Source organism: Fusobacteriaceae bacterium (genome assembly GCA_031272775.1).
Taxonomy (GTDB): domain Bacteria; phylum Fusobacteriota; class Fusobacteriia; order Fusobacteriales; family Fusobacteriaceae; genus JAISST01.
The window spans coordinates 51733-73091 of the sequence record JAISTB010000027.1; the positions used below are offsets into that span (position 1 = coordinate 51733).

At 53.2% G+C, this 21359-nt stretch carries 16 protein-coding genes; 3 read left to right on the plus strand and 13 right to left on the minus strand.

The features are described from left to right. The 3 genes from LBQ97_06755 to murI all read right to left on the minus strand — a co-directional run bounded on the left by LBQ97_06755 (window position 1) and on the right by murI (window position 3317). Window positions 1-996, minus strand: coding sequence for a lactate dehydrogenase (locus LBQ97_06755; GenBank protein ID MDR1832411.1), 996 nt, complete (start codon window positions 994-996; stop codon window positions 1-3). 122 nt (window positions 997-1118) lie between these two features. Beyond that, entirely contained in the window at window positions 1119-2453 is a 1335-nt protein-coding gene (gdhA, locus tag LBQ97_06760) for an NADP-specific glutamate dehydrogenase (GenBank protein ID MDR1832412.1), read from the minus strand. Between the two features lie 69 nt (window positions 2454-2522). Next, window positions 2523-3317, minus strand: a complete 795-nt coding sequence (gene murI / locus LBQ97_06765) for a glutamate racemase (GenBank protein MDR1832413.1) — start codon at window positions 3315-3317, stop codon at window positions 2523-2525. Window positions 3318-3611: 294 nt separating this feature from the next. On the opposite strand from murI, the gene LBQ97_06770 reads away from it, so the two are divergent. The 3 genes from LBQ97_06770 to LBQ97_06780 are packed head-to-tail and all read left to right on the plus strand — an operon-like array spanning window position 3612 to window position 7129. Continuing rightward, a complete protein-coding gene (locus LBQ97_06770) occupies window positions 3612-4256 on the plus strand; it encodes a lysophospholipid acyltransferase family protein (GenBank protein MDR1832414.1) in 645 nt (214 codons plus the stop codon). Between the two features lie 46 nt (window positions 4257-4302). Then, the gene (gene metG, locus LBQ97_06775) at window positions 4303-6228 is read left to right on the plus strand and encodes a methionine--tRNA ligase (GenBank protein MDR1832415.1); all 1926 of its coding nucleotides are present in this window, start codon (window positions 4303-4305) and stop codon (window positions 6226-6228) included. A 22-nt stretch (window positions 6229-6250) separates the two neighbouring features. Beyond that, window positions 6251-7129, plus strand: coding sequence for a DMT family transporter (locus LBQ97_06780; protein ID MDR1832416.1), 879 nt, complete (start codon window positions 6251-6253; stop codon window positions 7127-7129). Here LBQ97_06780 and LBQ97_06785 read toward each other — a convergent pair. The 10 genes from LBQ97_06785 to recJ all read right to left on the minus strand — a co-directional run bounded on the left by LBQ97_06785 (window position 7126) and on the right by recJ (window position 21352). Further along, window positions 7126-8367 carry a DUF1015 family protein gene (locus LBQ97_06785; GenBank protein ID MDR1832417.1) on the minus strand — a complete coding sequence of 414 codons (1242 nt, stop codon included), beginning with the start codon at window positions 8365-8367 and terminating at the stop codon, window positions 7126-7128. The genes LBQ97_06780 and LBQ97_06785 overlap by 4 nt on opposite strands. A gap of 45 nt (window positions 8368-8412) precedes the next feature. Then, window positions 8413-9570 carry a phosphoglycerate dehydrogenase gene (locus LBQ97_06790; GenBank protein MDR1832418.1) on the minus strand — a complete coding sequence of 386 codons (1158 nt, stop codon included), beginning with the start codon at window positions 9568-9570 and terminating at the stop codon, window positions 8413-8415. A gap of 26 nt (window positions 9571-9596) precedes the next feature. Next, window positions 9597-10679 carry a 3-phosphoserine/phosphohydroxythreonine transaminase gene (gene serC, locus LBQ97_06795; GenBank protein MDR1832419.1) on the minus strand — a complete coding sequence of 361 codons (1083 nt, stop codon included), beginning with the start codon at window positions 10677-10679 and terminating at the stop codon, window positions 9597-9599. Between the two features lie 21 nt (window positions 10680-10700). Then, complete coding sequence (locus LBQ97_06800) at window positions 10701-13361, minus strand: valine--tRNA ligase (GenBank protein ID MDR1832420.1); 2661 nt, start codon at window positions 13359-13361, stop codon at window positions 10701-10703. Window position 13362: 1 nt separating this feature from the next. After that, entirely contained in the window at window positions 13363-13962 is a 600-nt protein-coding gene (gene yihA, locus LBQ97_06805) for a ribosome biogenesis GTP-binding protein YihA/YsxC (GenBank protein MDR1832421.1), read from the minus strand. 10 nt (window positions 13963-13972) lie between these two features. Continuing rightward, complete coding sequence (lon, locus tag LBQ97_06810; GenBank protein MDR1832422.1) at window positions 13973-16279, minus strand: endopeptidase La; 2307 nt, start codon at window positions 16277-16279, stop codon at window positions 13973-13975. 10 nt (window positions 16280-16289) lie between these two features. Next, the gene (gene clpX / locus LBQ97_06815; GenBank protein MDR1832423.1) at window positions 16290-17531 is read right to left on the minus strand and encodes an ATP-dependent Clp protease ATP-binding subunit ClpX; all 1242 of its coding nucleotides are present in this window, start codon (window positions 17529-17531) and stop codon (window positions 16290-16292) included. Between the two features lie 12 nt (window positions 17532-17543). After that, complete coding sequence (clpP, locus tag LBQ97_06820; protein ID MDR1832424.1) at window positions 17544-18119, minus strand: ATP-dependent Clp endopeptidase proteolytic subunit ClpP; 576 nt, start codon at window positions 18117-18119, stop codon at window positions 17544-17546. 129 nt (window positions 18120-18248) lie between these two features. Then, window positions 18249-19547, minus strand: a complete 1299-nt coding sequence (gene tig, locus LBQ97_06825; GenBank protein ID MDR1832425.1) for a trigger factor — start codon at window positions 19545-19547, stop codon at window positions 18249-18251. 110 nt (window positions 19548-19657) lie between these two features. Continuing rightward, window positions 19658-21352: a single-stranded-DNA-specific exonuclease RecJ gene (gene recJ, locus LBQ97_06830; protein MDR1832426.1), complete on the minus strand. Its 1695-nt coding sequence runs from the start codon at window positions 21350-21352 to the stop codon at window positions 19658-19660. Window positions 21353-21359 lie beyond the last annotated feature (7 nt).

Sequence of the window (21359 nt, forward strand, 5' to 3'; positions counted from 1 at the left end):
CTATTTGATTTTGTTTTTGCAGTCTCCGGTCGTCTCGTATTCGATGAAGTTCTCAAAGGAAAGCTCCACCATATTCTTCACGGCCTCGTCGGTATAGGCGCCCGCGTGGGGGGTAATGAGAACCCGGGGGTAGAGGGCCACGAGCTTTTCCCAGGATTCCCTCGGGAGAGGCCCGCCTTTGAAGTCTTTGAAGAAGATCTCGGACTCGTCCTCGAGGACATCGAGGGCCAGACCAGCGATATGTCCCGATTCCACGGCCTCAATCAAGGCGTCAAGATCCTGCAATTCGCCTCTTCCGGCATTGACCAGGATCGCGCCTTTTTTCATTTTCGCGATAAATTCTTTTGTGACAACCCGCCCGTTTTCCTTGATATAGGGCGCGTGAATGGAAATGATGTCGCTCACCGCAAGGAGCTCGTCCAATTCCACCTCCCTCAGGATGTGGTCGACGCCTTCTTTTTTGAAGAGGTCCTGCCCCACAACCGTGGCCCCGAAGCCCTTGAAGAGTTGCGCCACGACCATGCCGATCCGGCCGAGGCCGATGACGCCCACCGTGCAGTTGCGGATCTCCTTGGAGAACATATAGGAATCCACGACAAAATTCTTCCGGGAAGAACGCTCCACCATGTAGGCCGTGTGCCGGGCCAGCATCAGCGCCAGATTGACAGCCAGCTCCGCGATGGCGTTGGGCGAATACACCGGCGCGTAGGCCAGCTTGAAGCCCAGTTTTTTGGCGTAGGGAATATCGATGTGATCCACGCCCACGGAACGGGTGAATACGTAGCGAATCCCCAACTCTTTGTAGATATTGAGATTCTGTCCATTGACGAAACAATTGCCGCGGACAAGCACCCCGTCAAAGCCCTTGGCCATACGGGCCGTCTCCTCGGTATTGAGGTACTCCTTGACGCATTCGATCTCCAGATTGTATTTTTTCGCGGCTGCCAGGAAAAACGGCAACTCGACTTCACGCACACCATAACACAGTATTTTTATGATGTCCACCTCCTCGGAACGTTTTTATATAAACCTTCAGGAAAGATACGCGAATACCTTTCCTGAAAGTTTTCAGCTTATTCACCTTACGGTAAAAATGTTAAAAATGATGTATAGTGAGATCAGTAATTGCCTTGTTTGAGCATGGCGTCGGCCACTTTCATGAAGCCGGCGATGTTGGCCCCCTGAACGAGGGACACCTTGTATTTGTCGCACATTTCCTTACAGTGCCGGAAAATGTCTCTCATGATGCCGTGGAGTTTTTCCTCGACCTCGGCCTCGGTCCAGCTGTAGCGGATGCTGTCCTGGGACATCTCGAGGGCCGAAACCGCCACGCCGCCCGCGTTGGCTGCCTTGGAAGGACCTACGTCCACGCCGTTTTTCTCGAGATATTCGAGAGCTTCCGCCGTACAGGGCATGTTGGAGCCTTCACAGACGAGGGCCGCGCCGTTTGCCAGAAGGGTTTTGGCGTCTTCAAGGTCGAGCTCATTCTGGGTCGCGCAGGGAACGGCGATGTCGACTTTCTGTTCCCAGGGGCGTTTTTTCGCAATAAAGCGGACGCCGAATTTCTTCGCGAAATTTTCGATCGGGAGATTTCCCGCCCGGACTTCGAGCATGTAGTCCACTTTGGCCTTGTCGAGCCCATCGGGGAAAAAGACATAGCCCGTGGGATCGGACAGCGTCAGGACTTTCGCGCCCAGTTCCGTCATTTTCTTTGCCGCGCCCCAGGCGACGTTGCCGCAGCCGGAAATGGCGACGGTCTTTCCTTTGAGTTCCTGCCCTCTGTCTTTGAGCATTTCCTGCAGAAAATACGTGATGCCGTAGCCCGTGGCTTCGGGCCTGATTTTGCTCCCGCCGAAGGACAGGTCCTTGCCGGTGATGACGCCGTTTTCATAGCAGCCCCGGATTCTTCTGTACTGACCGAAAAGATAGCCGATTTCCTTGCCCGACACGCCCAGATCCCCGGCGGGGACGTCCCGGTCGGGTCCGATATGGCGGTAGAGCTCCGTCATAAAGCTAACGCAAAAGCGCTTGATTTCATTGTCCGATTTGCCGATGGGGTCAAAGTCCGAGCCCCCTTTGCCGCCGCCGATGGGAAGACCCGTCAGCGAATTTTTGAATGTCTGCTCAAAGGCGAGGAATTTCATTGTCCCCAGTCTCACCGCGGGATGAAAGCGCAGGCCGCCCTTGTAAGGGCCGATGGCGCCGTTGAACTGCACGCGGTAGCCCGTATTCACATGGATCTGCCCCTTGTCGTCTTCCCAGGGAACCCGGAACACGATGGCCCGCTCCGGCTCCACGAGGCGCTCAAGAAGCGCGTTTTTTCGATACAATTCCTCATTTTCCGCTATGACCTGCTCCAGAGATTCCAGCACCTCTTTGGCGGTCTGGTGGAATTCTTTTTCCTCGGGAAATTTCTTGACCAAATTTTCATAGACTTCTTTGATGTAACTCATGCTACCTCCTTTTGCAACTGCGGTAAAGACCCATAAAAATAAGTTTGTTCAATTTATCTCATTGAATATTCAATTGACTTTTTTTCCCGTGGGCGCCGGTATGGATACGCCCAGAAAACGGTCGGCGATCTTTCGAAAAGCCTCGGTATCCCCGCTGACATAATATTCTACGACGCCTTGCGTCTCTTTGGGATTGGCGAGGCGGAGTTCCCGCAGGATCTCTTGCAGGGCAAAGGCCGTCTCTTTGGCCGGATCCACGATAATGCCGTGAAACAGCGACGCGATATCCTCCCGGATAATCGGATAATGCGTACAACCGAGGACAAGCGTATCGGTCCCGGAGGGGAGATTTTTCACATGCTTCGCGATGATCTCCCGCCGGTCGGAAAACATCTCCCAGCCGCTTTCGATCATGGGGACGAATTCCCGGCAGCCTTCCTGGAACACTCGGGCCGAGGGATCGATTGCCTTGATCTTTTGGGCGTAAATATCGGATTTTGCCGTAAAGGGCGTCGAAAATACGCCGATTTTTTTTGATTTTGTGGCCCCAAGGGCCCCTCTCGCGCCCGGACTCACGACATCCACCGTGGGGATGCCGTAGCGCTCCCGTATATCGTCATAAGCCGCCGCTACCGCCGTATTGCAGGCGATCACGATGACTTTGCAGTTTTTTTCAATAAGGAAATCCATGATGCCGAAGCAGAGACGGCGGATGTCTTCCCCTTCGCGCTCGCCGTAGGGGGCGTTTCCGCTGTCGCCGTAATAAATGACGTCCTCGTTGGGCAGGAGCTTCACGACTTCTTTGAGTACGCTGAGACCGCCGACCCCGGAATCAAAGAGACCGATGGGTCTTTTTTCCGACATTTCACGCTCACTTCCGAATGAATGATAAGACATGTTCCAAAATCGAAGTATATGTCATTATTTCGTATAATCTGTTCGGAACCTTCCCTTATCTATAGTATACTACATTTTTGCAAAGAATGGAAATTCATATTTGAAATTATTTTTTGTCCGATCATATATGAAATATATCTTAATCGTATAAAATCGATATGATTCATTTTTCCGTCAAAAAAAGAAAAAACCGGATTTTCCGGTGGCATCGAAACGAAATTTGTGCTATAATATTTCAGAGTTCTTATTTTGGAGCCGCTTATGAATGAAAAAAGAAAGTACCGGGTGATCGGTGGAATTTTGTTTTGTATTCTGAAAATTCTTGCCCTGACCCTCAGAATGAAAATTATCGACGAATCGTCGGCGGACCTCAACGAAAGGGGCTATATCGTCTCCTTTTGGCACAGGAGGCTCCTGATCCCGGTTCTCGCTACCCGCGCCCGCTTTGCGCGGCGCGCCGTTCTCGTGAGTCCTTCCAAAGACGGGGAGCTGATCTCGGTGGCCCTTGAGAAGATGGGCTTTGTCACGATCCGGGGCTCTTCGGGGGAAAATTCCGTCTACGGCCTCATGGGGCTCATGCGACACATCAAAAGGGGATACAGCATAGGGACCCCCCTGGACGGGCCCAGAGGTCCGGCTGAATCGGCCAAACCGGGGCTCCTCTATATCGCGGAAAAGACCGGTAGCCCCGTTCTCCCGCTGGGCGGCGCCTACAAAAGAAAACTGACGCTGAAAAAGACCTGGGACCGCTTCCAGATTCCGCTACCCTTTAGCAAGGCGGTCTGTATCATCGGGAGACCCATTCTCCCCGCAGATGAGGCCGATCTCGAAGCGCTGACCCTCAGGACCCAGGAGGCCATCACGGCCTTGGACGCCCGGGCGGAGCGGTATTTGGCGGAAAATTGAATCAATCGAATAGAATATCTGTGAAGAATCAAGGAGGATATACGGAATGAGCAAAAGTTTTTTTATCACAACGCCGATTTACTACGTCAACGGCGACCCCCATGTGGGGACCGCCTACACCACCATCGCCTGCGACACGCTGGCGAGATACAAGAAAATCATGGGTTATGACGTCCGCTTCCTGACGGGGACCGACGAACACGGGCAAAAGGTCGAAGAGACCGCGAAAGAAAAGGGCTATACGCCCATCGAGTGGTGCGATATTATGGTGCCGCGTTTCAAGGCCATGTGGAAGCTTCTCAACATCGACTATGACGACTTTATCCGGACCACGGAGGAACGCCATATCAAGTCCGTGCAAAAGATCATGAATCTCGTCTGGGAAAAAGGCGACATCTATCTCGGCGAATACGAGGGGAAATACTGCGTATCCTGCGAGACCTTCGTCCCGGAAAACCAGATTGTCGGCGACGACTGCTGCCCCAGCTGCGGCAAAAAACTCCGGCTCATCAAGGAAGAATCCTATTTTTTCCGTATGTCCAAATATCAGGAACGGCTGCTCCAATACATCGACGAGCACCCGGACTTCATCCTGCCCCGCTCCAAGCGGAACGAAGTCATCCAGTTTGTCAAACAGGGCCTGCAGGATCTGTCCATCTCCCGAAATACCTTTACCTGGGGGATCCCGATTACCTTCGCGCCCGGACACATCACCTACGTCTGGTTTGACGCCCTCGTGAACTACATCACGGCCGTCGGCTATGAAAACAATCCGGAAATGTTCAAAAAATACTGGACAATCGGCCAGCATTGCAACATGGTCGGCAAGGACATCATCCGCTTCCACGCGATCATCTGGCCCTGCATCCTCTTCGCGGCCGGAGAGGAGCCGCCCACAAGCGTCATCGCCCACGGCTGGTGGACCTCCGAAGGGGAGAAGATGTCCAAGTCCCGGGGCAATGTCGTCGATCCCTATGAAGAGACGAAAATCTACGGCGTCGACGCTTTCCGCTATTACATGCTCAGGGAAGTGCAGTTCGGAAACGACGGCGATTATTCCACAGACAGCATTATTACACGATTCAACGCCGAACTCTCCAATGATCTGGGCAATCTCCTGAACCGGAGCCTCGGCATGTACCACAAATATTTCGGCGGCGTCGTGGCCCAGGGCGGCCCCGCGGCGCCCATTGAAGAGGAAATTTACGCCCTCTGGGACGAATGCCTACAGGAATATGAGGAAAACATGGATATCGCCCAGTTTTCCAAGGCCCTCGAAAGCATCTGGCGCTTTATCGGTCGCCTGAATAAATATATCGACGAGACCGCGCCCTGGATTTTGGCGAAAGACGCCGCCCAAAAAGAACGGCTGGCTACGGTCATGAACACCCTCGTCAACGCTCTGTACAAGATCGCTCTTGTCATTTACCCCTTTATGCCCGAAACCGGCCAGAAAATCCGGCGCCAGCTGGGCGTCGCGGCCGACATCAAAGCCGATCGCGTCGAAAACCTCAAGGGCTGGGCGCTCCTTGCGACCGGTCATCAATTGGGCAAGCCCGAACCGATTTTCCCGCGCCTTGACCGGGAAGAGGTCTGGAAGCTCAAAAAATCCAAAGAATTCAACCCGGATCTTGTGATCGACAATGCGATCGATATCGACGACTTCAAGAAAGTGGAGCTCCGCGTCGCGGAAATCCTTGAGGCGACCCCTGTGGAAGGCTCCAACAAGCTGCTCAAATTCAAGGTGAGCTTCGGGGACCACATCCGGCAGATTGTCTCGGGCATCGCGAAATATTATCCCGAACCCGCGGCCCTGGTGGGGAAAAAAGTCCTTGCCGTAGCGAACCTCAAAACGGTCAAACTCAAGGGGGAATTGTCCCAGGGCATGTTTCTCTGTACGGAAGACAAAAAGAACGGCATTCGCCTGATCGAGGCCGGAGCGGACATCGAACTGGACGCCACAATCAGCTGACGGGGCGTCAGCGGGGGGAGGTATGCTCGACAAACTGAAATTCATCCTCGTGATGGCCATATTCGGGACCGTGGGGCTCTTTGTGCGCAACATCGATCTTGAGCCCGGGGAAATCTCCTTTTACCGCTGCGTGATCGCCATGGTCATCATTACGACCATCGTTCTCGTCAAACGCCGCGGCGACTGGCGCGTCCCCCTGCACGGACAGTGGATTTTGATCCTGGCCTCGGGCTTCGTCCTGGGGCTCAACTGGATGTTTTTGTTCGCGGCCTACAAATACACGACCATCTCAAACGGGGTGCTCTGCTACTATATGGCGCCGGTCTTTGTGCTGATCCTGTCGCCGCCGATCTTAAAGGAAAAAGTCCCCCTGCGCAAGTATATTTTTGTCGTGACGGCTCTTGTCGGCATGGGCTTTCTCGTCGGGGCCAATCTGAGGGACATGAACGGGCGGCATTTGACGGGAATCGGTTTCGGGATCCTCGCGGCGGCCTTTTACGCGGGGCTCATCATTTTGATCAAAAAAATCAAAAAAATCCCCAGTCTCGAATCAACCATGTTCCAGTTTATCTCGGCGGTCATCACCATGTTTCCGTATATTTATATGACCTACGGGATACGGGTGTTCCGGGCGGAAGCGCGGTCCGTGATCTGGTTGCTGATGCTGGGGGTTTTGCATACGGGGCTTTGCTATATTTCCTACTTTGCGCTGCTGCAAAAACTCAAAAGCGACGTGATCGCCATCTACAGCTATATGGACCCCATCGTATCCATACTGCTGTCCATCGTCCTGCTCCACGACCGCTTGAGCGCGCTCCAGATCATCGGGGGGATCCTGATCCTGGGCTCGACGTTTTTGTCGGAGATCAGCGGACAAGGTTCCAAGGAATTTTCTTCCTAAATATTGTGAATAAAAAGCCCGCTCCGCAGTTTCGGCTCAAACCACGTGGATTTGGGCGGCATCAGAAGACCGGCGTCGGCGGTCGCGAAGAGCTCCGCGATGGACGTCGGATACATGGCGAAGGCGATTTTCATATCGGTCTGAACCCGTCGTTCCAGTTCCGAAAGGCCTCGGATCCCGCCCACGAAGGCAATGCGCTTGTCGGTCTTGGGGTCGCCTATGCCTAAGACCGGCGTCAGCAGGTGATCCTGCAAAATAGAAACGTCGAGACCCTTGACGGGGTCAGCGGATTTGATCTTGTCGGAAATCGCCAGGCGATACCATTTTCCGCCGAGGTACATGCCGATGATCCCTTTTTTATCGGGCTTCACGGGATCGGCCTCCACGGATTCCACAGGAAAATCCGCGGCGATCTTCGCCAAAAATTCCCTTTCGGAAAGTCCGTTCAAGTCCTTGACGACCCGATTGTAGTCCATAATCAAAAGTTCGTCGTCGGGAAACAATACCGACAGAAAATAGTTGTATTCCTCGCGCCCCGTATGGCGCTTATTTGCTTTTCTTCGCTCTTCGGCGACCCGAACGGCGCTTGCCGCCCGGTGGTGACCGTCGGCGATATAGGTGTGGGGGATCTCCAGAAAAGCCTCCCGGATCGCGATAACTCTGTCGATATCGCCGATCTTCCACACGGCGTGTCGGATCCCGTCGTCGCTCGTAAAGTCGTAGAGCGGTTCTTTGGCGGTCTCCCGGGCGACAATGTCCGCGAGCCCCTCATGGCGCGGGTACGCCAAAAAAATCGGTCCCGTCTGGGCGTTCAGCGTGTCGATGTGGACGATCCTGTCTTGCTCCTTTTCCCGGAGCGTATTTTCGTGTTTCAGGATCACGTTTTTCTCATAATCCTCCACGGAGGAGCAACCCACGATGCCGGTCTGGCTCCGGCCCTTCATCGTCAGCCGGTAAATATAATAAGCCGGTTGCTCGTCGGAGACAAATTCTCCCCGGGCGATCATGCCCCACAGCGTGTCATGGGCTTTTTCGTAAACCTCGGGACTGTAGGGATCCATATTCCGTTCCGGGTCAAACTGCGCCTCGGCCCTGTCAATACCCAAAAAAGACAAGGGTTCTTTTTCAAGGACAGTTCTCGCTTCTTCGGTATTGTAGACGTCATAGGGGAGCGCGGCGATACGGGACGCCAGGTCCGGCCTCGGCCGGACGGCCGCAAATGCTTTTACCACTGCCATGGGTACCTCCGAATTTTTAAACGTGAATATCATTTACATCAAATATTATTTAATCACGCGGACCTTGAAAACGCCCGGGATTTTTTTGATTTTCTCAATGACGTCAGCTTCCGCCGGGGAATCGAGGTCAAACATGCAGTAGGCGTAGTTTCCTTTGCTTTTGTTCAGCATGTTGTCGATGTTGATGCCGGAATCGCCCAAGGTTCCCGTAAACTGGCTGATCATGTTTTTTACGTTCTTGTAAACGATGGAAACGCGCCCGTCCCTTGTGGGGACGCCCATATCGCAATCGGGCAGATTCACGGAATTTTTGATGTTCCCGTTTTCGAGAAAATCCATGACTTCCCGGACGGCCATCATGGCGCAGTTGTCTTCGGATTCTTCCGTGGACGCGCCCAAATGCGGCGTCACAATGGCGTTGGGCTCGGCCAGAATTTCCGCTTCCGGAAAATCCGAGAGATATTTCCGGACTTTCCCGGATCGCAGGGCTTCCGCCATATCGGCGGAATTGACGAGAGGGCCTCTCGCGTAATTCAATATCACAACGCCCGGTTTCATGAGGTCTATCGTTTCTTTGTTGATCAAATGCTTCGTTTCGGGCAAAAGCGGCACATGGACTGTGATGAAATCGCAATTCGTAAAGATATAATGGATATCCTTCACGTGGGTTGTGCTCTTGTTGAGGTTCCAGGCCGCGTCGACGGACATATAGGGATCGTAGCCGTAGACTTGCATCCCGAGACTGATGGCGGCGTTGGCCACGAGGACCCCGACGGCTCCCAGACCGATCACGCCCAGTTTTTTGTCCTGGATCTCATAACCCGCGAAGTTCTTTTTCTGTTTTTCTGTCAATTTTTCCAGATCGGGGTTGTCTTTTTCCGAAAGGGCCCAACGGACGCCGCCGAGGATGTCCCGGGACGCTAAAAGCAAGCCGCTCAAAACCAGTTCCTTGACGCCGTTGGCGTTGGCCCCCGGCGTATTGAAGACGACGATCCCGGCTTCCGAACAGCGGTCAACGGGGATATTGTTTACGCCCGCCCCGGCTCTGGCCACGGCAAGCAACGATTCATCGAAGGGAAAGTCCTTCATTTCGGCGCTCCGCACAAGGATCACGTCGGCGTTTTCGGCGTTTTCCCGATATTTTTCCGTAAACAGACGCAGCCCCAGCTGGGAAATGGGGTTTAAACAACGATAGCGAAACATTCTGCAAACTCCTTTTTTGGTATTTTCTATTGATTTTCTGCTTCGAATTTTTTCATAAAGGCCGCGAGGGCTTTGACCCCTTCCGTCGGCATGGCGTTATAGATGCTGGCCCGCATGCCGCCCACGGAACGATGTCCCTTGAGATTTTCAAATCCGGCGGCTTTGGCCTCTTTGACAAATTTTTCGTCCAGATCTTTATTTCCGGTCACGAAGACCACGTTCATCAACGACCGGTCTTTGGGCGCGACAGTTCCATGAAAAACCTTGCTTTCCTCCAAGACATCGTAGAGAAGCTTCGCTTTTTCCTCGTTGATGGCTCTCATGGCCGCCAGTCCGCCCAGTTTTTTGAGCCATTTGAAGACGAGCCCGCAGAGATAGATACACCAGCAGTTGGGCGTATTGTACAGGGAGTCGTTATCGGCGTGGATCTTGTACTTGAGCATGGTGGGCGTCCCCGGGAGCGTTTGCTCCGTCACGAGATCCTTCCGGATTATGGTAATAACCATCCCCGCGGGACCCACGTTTTTTTGGACGCCCCCGAACAGCAATCCGTATTTCGCGACGTCGACGGGCTCCGACAGGAAACAGGAGGAAATATCCGAAACGAGGATTTTTCCCTTGGTATCGGGCAGCTTCCACATCTTGTTGCCGTGGATCGTCTCATTTTCGCAGACATAGACGTAGTCGGCTTCGGGAGATACCGCGAGATCGGTCAGATCCGGCACATAACTGTAGTTTTTATCCTCCGAAGAGGCGATTTTCCGAATGTCCCCAAAGATTTTCGCTTCCTCGAAAGCTTTTTTGGACCAGGCGCCAGTCACGATGTAATCGGCGACCCCGTGCTTCAGGAGATTCATGGGGACCATGGAAAATTGCAGATGGCCGCCCCCCTGCAGGAAAAGTACATCATAATTGTCCGGTATATTCATGAGCTCCCGGATGTCTTTTTCCGCCTCGTGCAGGATATTCTCAAAAACTTTGGATCTGTGGCTCATTTCCATGACGGACATGCCGCTTCCCTTGTAATTCAGCATTTCGGCGGCGGCGGTTTCCAGGACCTCCGCCGGCAGCATGGCCGGTCCCGCCGAAAAATTATAAATTCTTTCCACCTCACTCCTCCTGTATTCTCTTTATCGGAAATTTTTCATATTTTCATGAATTTTGTCGAGTTTATCCTGACATTCCTTCTGGATTCTTCTGTCTCTTTCGAGAATCTGCGCCGGGGCCTTGGCCAGATAGCGCTCGTCGGCCAGTTTGACGTTGATTTTTTCCAGCTCTTTTTGCACCTTGGCCGCTTCCGCCTCGAGTTTTTTCACCTCGGCTTCCGTATTCAGAAGTCCCGCCAATTCCATGTAGACCTCGGAATTTTTGGCGACCCGGAAACCGCTCTGGGCGGGCTTTTGGATATCCGCGCCGTAAGTCAGTTCCCCGATCCGGGCAAGGCTTTTGATAAAGGTCTCGTTTTCTCTGAGGGCGTCAAGTTCCTCGGAATCGGCGGTCTTGATCCGGACATTGGCTTCCTTCCCCGGGGAAATCCCCATTTCCGCCCGGATATTCCGGAGGGAGGACACGACCTCTTCCATATAGGCAAATTGTTTTTCGATCTTGGGATTGACTTGCGCGTCGTCGCAGACCGGATAGGCTTCCAGCATGATCGTCGGCCCGTCGCCTTTTTTGATCCGCTGCCAGATTTCCTCCGTAATGAAGGGCATATAGGGATGGAGCAGCCGGAGCCCCGCTTCAAGCACGGTCCACAATACAACCTGGGCCGTCAGCTTCGATTGTTTTCCGCTCTCGTCTTTATTATAGAGACGCGCCTTGGCGATCTCCACATACCAGTCGCAGAAATCCCCCCGCAGGAACTCATAGACAGCCTTGGCCGACTCGTCCAGTACATAGCGGTCGATTTTTTCGGCCGCCTCTTTGGCGGTGGCGTTGAGCCTCGACAAAATCCATTTGTCCACCAGTTCATAGCGGATATCTTCGGGCTTCACGTTTTGAATATCAAAATCCTCAAGATTCATCAATACAAAGCGGGAGGCGTTCCAGATCTTGTTGGCAAAATTCTTCCCCATATCGAGGAGCTTGACGCTCCAGCGGACGTCCTGCCCCGGCGAGGTGTTGTAGATCATGGCGAAACGCATGGCGTCGGCGCCGTGTTCGTGGATGATGTCGATGGGGTCCGGGGAATTGCCGAGGGACTTGGACATTTTCCGCCCCTGCTCGTCGCGGACGATCCCGTGCAGGAACACATGCCGGAAAGGCACGTCCTTCATTTCGTACATGCCGAGCATGATCATCCGGGCGACCCAGAAAAAGAGAATATCGGCGCCGGTCACAAGGACCGAGGTCGGGTAAAATGTCGCCAGTTCCTTTGTCCGCTCGGGCCAGCCCAGCGTCGAGAAGGGCCACAGGCCCGAAGAAAACCAGGTATCGAGGACATCTTCCTCCTGTACGAGGGGGACGTCTTTTCCATAGTGCTTTTTCGCCATTTCTATGGCTTCTTTTTCTTCTGTCGCCACAAACATGGCCTTGTCCGGCCCGTACCAGGCGGGAATCCGGTGCCCCCACCACAATTGCCGGGAAATACACCAGTCCCGGATATTGTTGAGCCAGTTGTAATAAACTTTTTCCCAGCGTTTGGGAATGATCTCAATCCGTCCGTCCTGTACGGCCGCCAGAGCCACGTCGGCCAGAGGACGCATTTTTACAAACCACTGCATGGATACACGGGGCTCTACCACGGTGTCGCAGCGATAACAATGCCCCACGTTATGGGTGTGGGCTTCTGTTTTGACCAGGTAGTTTCCTCCTTCGAGATCCCGGACGACGGCTTTTCGCGCGTCTCCCATGGACATGCCCGCGTAGGCGGGATAATCGGCCGTGACTTTCCCGTCGGCCGTATTCATGGAGATCACGGGGAGATTGTGCCGTTTTCCGACCTCAAAGTCGTTGGGATCATGGGCGGGGGTGATTTTGAGGGCGCCGGTACCAAATTCCCTGTCCACGTAACTGTCGGCGATTACGGGGATCTCCCGTCCCACCAGCGGCAAAATCACGGTCTTCCCCACGAGATGCGCAAAGCGCGGATCTTCGGGGTGGACGGCCAGGGCCGTATCGCCCAGCATGGTCTCGGGACGGGTCGTGGCGACCGTCAGAAATTCCTCCGAATCCTTGACCGGATAGCGCACATACCAGAGATGTCCTTCCTCTTCCGTATGCTCCACTTCGTCGTCGGAGAGGGCCGTGCCGCAGCGGGGGCACCAGTTGACCATATATTCGCCCTTATAGACGAGACCTTCGTTGTAGAGGTCAACAAAAATAGCCCGAACGGCGTGGGAAAGCCCCTCGTCCATAGTAAATCGCTCCCGGTCCCAGTCCAGGGACGCGCCCAGCATCCGCAGCTGCTGGTTGATGATGCCGCCGTGCTTTTCCTTCCATTCCCAGGTCATTTCGATAAATTTATCCCGGCCCACTTCTTCTTTCGTTTTTCCCTCGTCGGCCAGTTTCCGCTCGACTTTGTTTTGGGTCGCGATGCCGGCATGGTCGCAGCCGGGCACCCACAGCGTATTGTAGCCGCACATGCGCTTGTATCGGATCAGGGTGTCCTGGATGCAGTTGTTCAGCACGTGTCCCATATGCAGGATGCCGGTCACGTTGGGCGGGGGGATCACGATGGAATAATGTTCCTTCCCCGGGGTCATGAGCCCGGAAAAATATTTCTTCTCCTCCCAGATTTTATACCATTTTTCTTCAATATCTCTCGGTGAATACTGCTTTTCCATCTCCATTTTATCGCATCTCCTGTAAATTATTCACTATGGTTTCGATTTCCTCCAACAGTTTTTCCTTTCCGTACCCGCTCTGCGACGAATGAAAGAACACATCCTTCCGCTCGAATTGTAGTTTTTTCCCGATTTCCCGCAAACTGTTCGTCCGCTCGTTGCCCGAGACCTTGTCGACCTTGGTAAAGATGAGCCGGTGGGGGACCTCATTTTCCTTGAGCCAGCGCAGCACTTCCATGTCGTCTTCATTGGGTATCCGGCGGATATCCAGCAGCAAAAAAATCAGCTTTTTCCGCGCCGACAGCAAATAGGCGTTGATGGTCCTGTTCCAGTCCTGCTTCATGGCCTTGGGGACCTTGGCGAAGCCGTAGCCCGGGAGGTCCACGAAATAAAATTGCCGGTTGATCAGAAAATAATTGATCAGCTGGGTCCGCCCCGGGGTTTTGCTCGTCACCGCGAGTTTTTTCCGGCCCGCGAGGCTGTTGATCAGCGAGGATTTGCCGACATTGGAGCGGCCCACAAAGGCAAATTCCGGGAAAGGTAAGGCTTCCGGGTAATCTTTGGGATAGACGGCGGATTTGACAAAATCCGCCTGCTTGATTGTCATGGCCGGCTCCTCAATTGGCAAAGACTAGTTTTTCCACGTCTTCGTAGTTCTTGACGAAGTGGAATTTCATGTTCTTGGAGACTTCTTCGGGAATATCGCTTTCGTCGACCCGGTTGTCATCGGGGAGGATCACTTCGTAAATGCCCGCCCGATGGGCGCCGATGACTTTTTCCTTGACGCCGCCGATGGCCAGCACCTCGCCTCTGATGGTGATTTCGCCGGTCATGGCGATATCCTGCTTGACTTTCTTGCCGGTGACGACGGATATGATCGTGGTCGCGATGGTGATCCCCGCCGAAGGGCCGTCTTTTGGCGTCGCCCCTTCGGGAAAATGCAGATGGATGTTGTTCTTTTCAAAGAAGTCGTCCGTCAGCGCCACGTATTTTTGCGGGTTGGCTTTGACATAGGTATAGGCCACCTGGGCCGATTCCTTCATGACGTTGCCCAAGGTTCCGGTCAGCGAGAGTTCCCCCTTGCCGGGTATGGCTACGCCCTGTACTTCCAGCGTCACGCCGCCGACAGCCGTCCAGGCCAGTCCGTTGACGTTTCCGATCTTCGGTTCTTTTTCCGAGACCTTGTCCGGGCGGAATTTTGGCTTGCCCAGGTATTTTTCCAGCATGTCGTCCGTGATCACGACCTGCGACAGATCCTGTTCGACGACTTCCCTGGCCAGTTTACGGCACAGCGAGACGATTTCCCGTTTGAGGTTCCGGACGCCGGCCTCCTTTGTGTATTCGTTGATCATGCGCAGGATGATCGCTTCGGGGATCTCCAGCTCCAAGCCCGTCAGGCCGTTTTCCTCCTTGGCCTGCGTGATCAGAAATCTATTGGCGATATGCAATTTTTCGTATTCCGTATAGGAGGAGAGCTCAATGACCTCCATTCTGTCCACCAGAGGCTGGCTCACGTTGCGCAAATCGTTGGCCGTGGCCACAAAGAACACCTTGGACAGATCGTAGGGGATGTCGATGTAGTGGTCGTCAAAGGCCTTGTTTTGCTCGGGGTCCAGGACCTCCAGCATAGCTGAGGCCGGATCGCCCTTGTAATCGTTGGACATTTTGTCGATTTCGTCCAAAAGCATAACGGGATTTTTCGTCCCCGCGTCCTTCATGGCCTTGATGATCTTGCCGGGCATGGAGCCGATGTAGGTCCTGCGATGTCCTCGAATTTCCGCCTCATCCCGCACGCCGCCCAGGGAAACCCGGACGAATTTCCGGCCCATGGCCTCGGCGATGGATTTGACGAGGGAAGTCTTTCCGACGCCCGGCGGTCCCGCGAAGCAGAGGATGCTTCCCTTCATGGCCGGATTGAGTTTTTTGACCGCGAGATAATCCAATACGCGCTCTTTCGCTTCTTTGAGCCCATAATGATCCCGTTCGAGGATCGCGTTGGCCTTCTCGAGATCCACGATATCTTTGGTCATCTTTTCCCAGGGAAGTTCCAGGAGCGTCTCGATGTAGTTGCGGGAGACCGTGGATTCCGCCGAATAGGGCGGCATTTTCGCCAATTTTTTCATTTCGGCGTCTATCTTTCCCTTGACATCTTTGGGAATGCGGGCTTTCTGCAATTTCTCCAGCAGATCCAGCATATCGTCATCCTGGGAATAATCGCCCAATTCTTCCTTCATGGCCGCGATTTTTTCCTTGATGTAATAGGCCTTCTGAGATTCGTTCATCTTCGTTTTGACCTTGTCGTCGATCTTTTTCTCCAGGGAGGCGATTTCCATTTCGTTGGTCAGCAGATTGATCAGTTCCTCGCCCCGTTCCCGGATATCGAAGATTTCCAGCAGCGTCTGTTTGGACGTCGAGTTGATGGGCAGGTTGGAGGAAATCAAATCGAAGACATTGTTGATGTCTTTTATCCCTTTTAAATTGACCAGCAAATCCGCGTTGATCCTGCCGGTCAGCGCGACATATTTTTCGAAGTAACTGATGACTTTCCGATAGACGGCCTCGGTTTCCTTTGTCTCGGAATTGGTGCATTTGACGATCTTGTACGTCGCCCGGTAGTAGGCGTCTTCCAGGTCAATGGTTTCAAATTCGATCCGGTCTTCGGCTTCCACAAGAACTTTTACGGTATTGTTGGGCATTTTGACGATCTGCAGGACATTGACGACCACGCCGATGGAATAGATATCGTTTTTCGTGTTGATGCCTTCTTTGAGCGGGTCTTTCTGCATGCCGAGGACGAGTTTCGTCTTGGTGTTGACCGCTTCGTCCAATGTATCTTTACTTTTTACCCTGCCCACATAGATCGGCGTCACAATGCCCGGGAAAATCACCACATCCCGCGTCGGTAAAAAGAACGCTTTTTCCATTTTGACCTCCTTATTCTTTCTCCGTGATCACTTTTGCCGGCTCAAGTACCGCGTCTTCGCCGACGATGACTTTTTTGATCGTTTTGTCCGAGGGCACCTGATACATGATTTCGTTCATGGTCTGTTCCAAAATGGAACGCAACCCTCTTGCGCCGATTTTTCGCTCAAGGGCCAGTTTCGCCACTTTGGTGAGGGCCTCTTCCGTGAATTCCAGCGATACCCCTTCAAGCTCGAAGAGTTTCTTGTATTGCTTCACGATGGCGTTTTTGGGCTCCGTCAGAATGCGGATCAGCGCCTTTTCGTCGAGGTCGCTGAGCGTGGAGATGATGGGGAGCCTCCCGACCAGTTCGGGGATGATGCCCTGCTTGATCAGATCTTCGGGGAGGACCTTCAAAAAGGTCATGCCCGCGGTTTCTTCGGAATTGGCGACGAGGTCGGAACCGAAGCCGATGACTTTCTTGTTCGTCCGGGCTTTGATGACTTTTTCGAGGCCTTCAAAGGCGCCGCCGACGATAAAGAGGATATTGGTCGTATCGATTTCGATCAGGTCTTGATTGGGGTGTTTCCGCCCCCCCTTGGGCGGTACCTGGGATTTCGTCCCTTCGATGATTTTGAGCAGAGCCTGTTGCACGCCCTCGCCCGACACGTCCCGGGTAATCGAGAGATTCTCCGATTTTCTGGCGATTTTGTCGATTTCGTCGATGTAGACGATCCCCCGTTCCGAGGCTTCCACGTCGTAATCGGAGGCCTGCAGGAGCCGGACGAGCACGTTTTCCACGTCATCGCCCACATAGCCCGCCTCGGTCAGGGTCGTGGCGTCGGCGATGGCGAAGGGTACGCTCAATATCCGCGCCAGCGTCTGAGCCAGGAGCGTCTTGCCCGAGCCTGTGGGCCCGATCAGGAGGACGTTGGATTTTTGCAATTCCACATTGTCGCTGTTTTTGCCCTGGGCCACGTCGGCGATTCGCTTGTAGTGATTGTACACGGCCACGGAGAGGACTTTTTTCGTGTCCTCCTGCCCGATCACGTAGTCGTCCAGTTTTTCCTTGATCTCCCGGGGCGTCAGAAGTTTTTGCTTCAGCGCCTTGCCGTAGCGATTCCGGGGAGCACTCTCCCGGGAAACCTCAAGAATCTCGAAGCAGCTTTCGATGCATTTATCACAAATCAGTGCCCCGTCTATTCCGCTGAAGAGCTTGGACACTTCGTTCTCACTCTTCCCGCAGAAAGAACATCTCACTTTTTTTACCATCATTCCGGCATCTCCTTATTTGCGAAAGATCTGGTCAATGAGCCCGTAATCCAGAGCCTCGGCCGCGGACATAAAATTGTCCCGCTCCGTATCCCCGAGGATTTGCTCAACGGATTTTCCCGTGATGTTTGCCAGAATCTGTGATATTTCTTTTTTTATGCGCAAAATTTCCTGCGCCTGGATCTGAATATCGGTGGCCTGACCCTTTGCGCCGCCCGAGGGCTGATGAATCATGATCCGCGCGTGTTCGAGAGCATAGCGTTTCCCCTTTGCCCCCGCCGCCAGCAGCAGCGCCCCCATGCTGGCCGCCTGTCCGATGCAGACGGTCTGTACGTCGGGTTTGATGTAATTCATCGTATCCAAAATGGCCATGCCGGCGGTAACTACGCCGCCGGGGCTGTTGATATACAGAATGATGTCCTTGGCGGGATCCTCCGCCTCGAGGAAGAGCAACTGGGCCACAATGGCGTTGGCCACCACATCGTCCACTTCCGTACCCAAAAACACGATTCGATCCTTTAACAGTCTGGAATAGATGTCGTAAGCCCGTTCCGAGCGTCCGTCATTTTCGATCACTGTGGGATTGTACATAGCTGATAGCCTCCCTTTTTGTTTAAAATTTAATTCAACAAATCAACAGAGGGATCGTATCTCTGTTCATTTTTTCAATCAAATTTGTCCGGTACGGGAAAGCTTCCTTTCCCGTACCGGTGAAAATCCTCAGGCTGTGGGCGTGGCTGACTCTGCGACAAAATCCAGCGCCTTTTCCAGGGTCTGTTCAGAGCGGATTGAGTTTTGCAAATTCTCTATATTTCCGCTTTTGCTGATATCTTCTTTGAATTTTTCGAGATCGGTTCCGTAATATTTGGCGATTTCCTCCATGCGCCGGGTCACTTCCTCATCGCTCACGGTAATGTTCTCGTTTTTGGCGATGGCCGAAAGGATCAGCTCCGTCCGGACTTTGATGACGGCCATGGGGGCGATCTGCTTTTCGAGGGAGCTGATATCGGAACCGGTCATTTTGAGGTAGGATTCGAGTTTGATCCCCTGCGCGCCCAACTGCTGTTCCATTTCCCGGATCCGGTTCGTGATTTCCCCGGCGATCATGGAAAAAGGCACTTCCACCTTGGTTTCGGCGGCGATTTTGTCGAGGAGCTTTCCCCGGTAATCACCCTCTACCCGTCGTTCTTCCCTGATTTTCACTTCTTCCCGTTTCTTTTCTTTGAGGTCGGCCAGGTTTTCATAGCCGAATTCCCCGGCCAGCTCGTCGGTCCATTCGGGCAGTTTGAGCTGTTTGACGGCGTTGACTTTGACTTTGAAGACCGCGGGTTTCCCGGCGAGTTCTTTCGCGTGGTAATCGGCGGGGAATGTCACGTTGACCTCGCCCGACTGTCCGGCCGTATAGCCCACGAGCTGATCCTCAAAGGTGTCGATAAACATCTTCGAGCCCAATTTCAAGAGGTGGGAATCGCTTTTTCCGCCGTCAAAGGGTACGCCGTCGATGGATCCGTCGTAGGCCAGATCAAGGGTATCGCCTATTTGCGCTTTATATCCGTCTTCGGCGGCGACGAGTTGTCCTTTGCTGCGTTGCATCCGCTCGAGCTCCGCGGCGAGGACGTCGTCGCTCATGACGAAGGTTTCCTTTTCCGCGGAGAGGCCTTTATATTCGCCGAGGGTGATCTCGGGATAGACGTCGATCTGGAAGACCATGTCGAGGCCCCCGTCTTTGAGGTCCGTACGGAGTTCCTGAATATAGCTGATCGGAACGATATTTTCCGCTTTGACCGCCGTGTCGTAATGCTGTTCCAGCATTTTCTCCACGACCTGCCCGATCACGTTTTCCTTGTATTCCTGTTCAATCCTTTCCAGCGGCGCTTTTCCCTTCCGAAAACCTTTGATTTCCACCTTGTCCTTCATGTCGTTCAAAATCTGTGTCTTGACCGGATTGATTTCCTCCGCGGACAGCGAGATGGTCATTTCCACCGCCGAATTGGGCAATTTCTTCACTTGGTGATTCATTTTCCTTGTTCCTCCTTCATTGGCATACTGGATTGATATACATTAAAATTTATTTATTTTATTTATTTTATTTATTTTCTTTTTTTTCGATATTATGCTTGTTTTTTCGTTTATTCGACGATCTTCAAGTCCCGGACCCGGATCTGGATGATATTTTCCCCGCGGAACATGGTTTTTTCCGGATAATAGACGATATCGACCTTTTGGTTTTCGATCCTGTCGCCGTCGATTTTGTGCCCGAGCTCAAAGGCCACCATATGGTAGGTCCTGTCGTTTTTCAGGATCATCCCGTTGAAATGCCTGTCTCCGACGCCGAATTTTTTGACGTTGATGATTGTGACGCCCCGATCCAGAAAAAGCGGATTGGGGTTTCCGAGGCCGAAGGGGGCGATGCACTCAAGCTCCGTAAAGAGCTCGTCGCTCACGTTTTCCACCGGAAATTCCGCGTCGATCCGAAGGACCATTTCTTCCTTCCGGACGTCCATATTGTCGATGACTTCTTGGTATTCCCGGGCGATTTCCGGGATTTTCTTCTGCTCCACCACGAAGCCCGAGGCGAGATCGTGACCGCCGAAGCGGATCAGGCTTTCTTTCATATTTTCAAAGATATTGAAGATGGAAATCCCGTTGATGCTCCTGCACGAAGCCTTACCGAAGCCGTTTTTGACGGCGATCAGCGTCACGGGCACGTTGTATTTGATGCTGAGCCTCGAGGAAACGACGCCGATCACGCCCGGATGCCATTTTTCCGAATAAAGGAACAGACTTTTGATGCTGTCCCGGCTTCTTTTGGAGACTTCCCGGATCGCGTCCTCGTAGATCTTTTTTTCCAGTTCCCTGCGAATTTTGTTGTTTTTCTTCATTTCCTCGATAATATTGTAAATGGCGAAGTCGTCGTCTTCGGTAAAAAAGTCGGCGCCCATTTTGGAATCCCCGATTCTTCCGAGGGAATTGATCAGCGGGGAAATGAAATAACTGACGTCTGTGGTGGTGACGGCTTTGTCCGTGAGCCGCAGGTAGCGCATGAGATAGGTCAAGCCCTTGATTTTCGTCTCCCGGATGCGGCGCAGGCCCTCTTTGATGATGATCCGATTCTCGGACACCATGGGGACCACGTCGGCCACGGTCCCGATCATGACGATATCCATATAGCGGTAAATATTCTCCACCGGCAGACCGAAGGTCTTGCAGATCCCCTGGGCCAGCTTCAAGACGACCCCCGCTCCCGAAAGAAACTTGAAGGGGTAGGATTCGCTCATTTTGGGATTGATGACAAGGACGCTGTCGTCGGCCTTGTCCCTGACGGCCATATGGTGGTCGGTCACGATGATGTCGAGCCCCAGGGAACGGGCATAGGCCACGTCTTCGATTTTGTTGTAGCCGGTGTCGACGGTGATAATCAGTTTTCCGTCCCGTTCGTGGATAAAATCGATGGTCTTCCGGTCGAGGCCGTAGCTCTCCTCCATGCGGCGGGGGATGTAGTAGTCGACCTCCGCGCCCAGATCCCGAAGGACGAGAACGAGGAAGGCCGTCGACGTAATGCCGTCCACATCGTAGTCCCCGTAGACAAATATTTTTTCTTTGTTTTTGATGGTCCGGTCGATGAGGGCTATGGCCGGCCGCATCATTTCAAAGGCAAAGGGATCGAAAAAATCCGCTTCCGTGGGGTGAATAAATTCCCTGACATTTTCCTCTTTCTGAAATCCCCTGTTGAGCAATAGTGTTGTCACAAGCCGGCTCTGTTCCCATTTCCAAGCGTTGTCTGAGATCTCGACGGGCTCCGGTGAATTGTATTCCCACTTCATTTCGTCA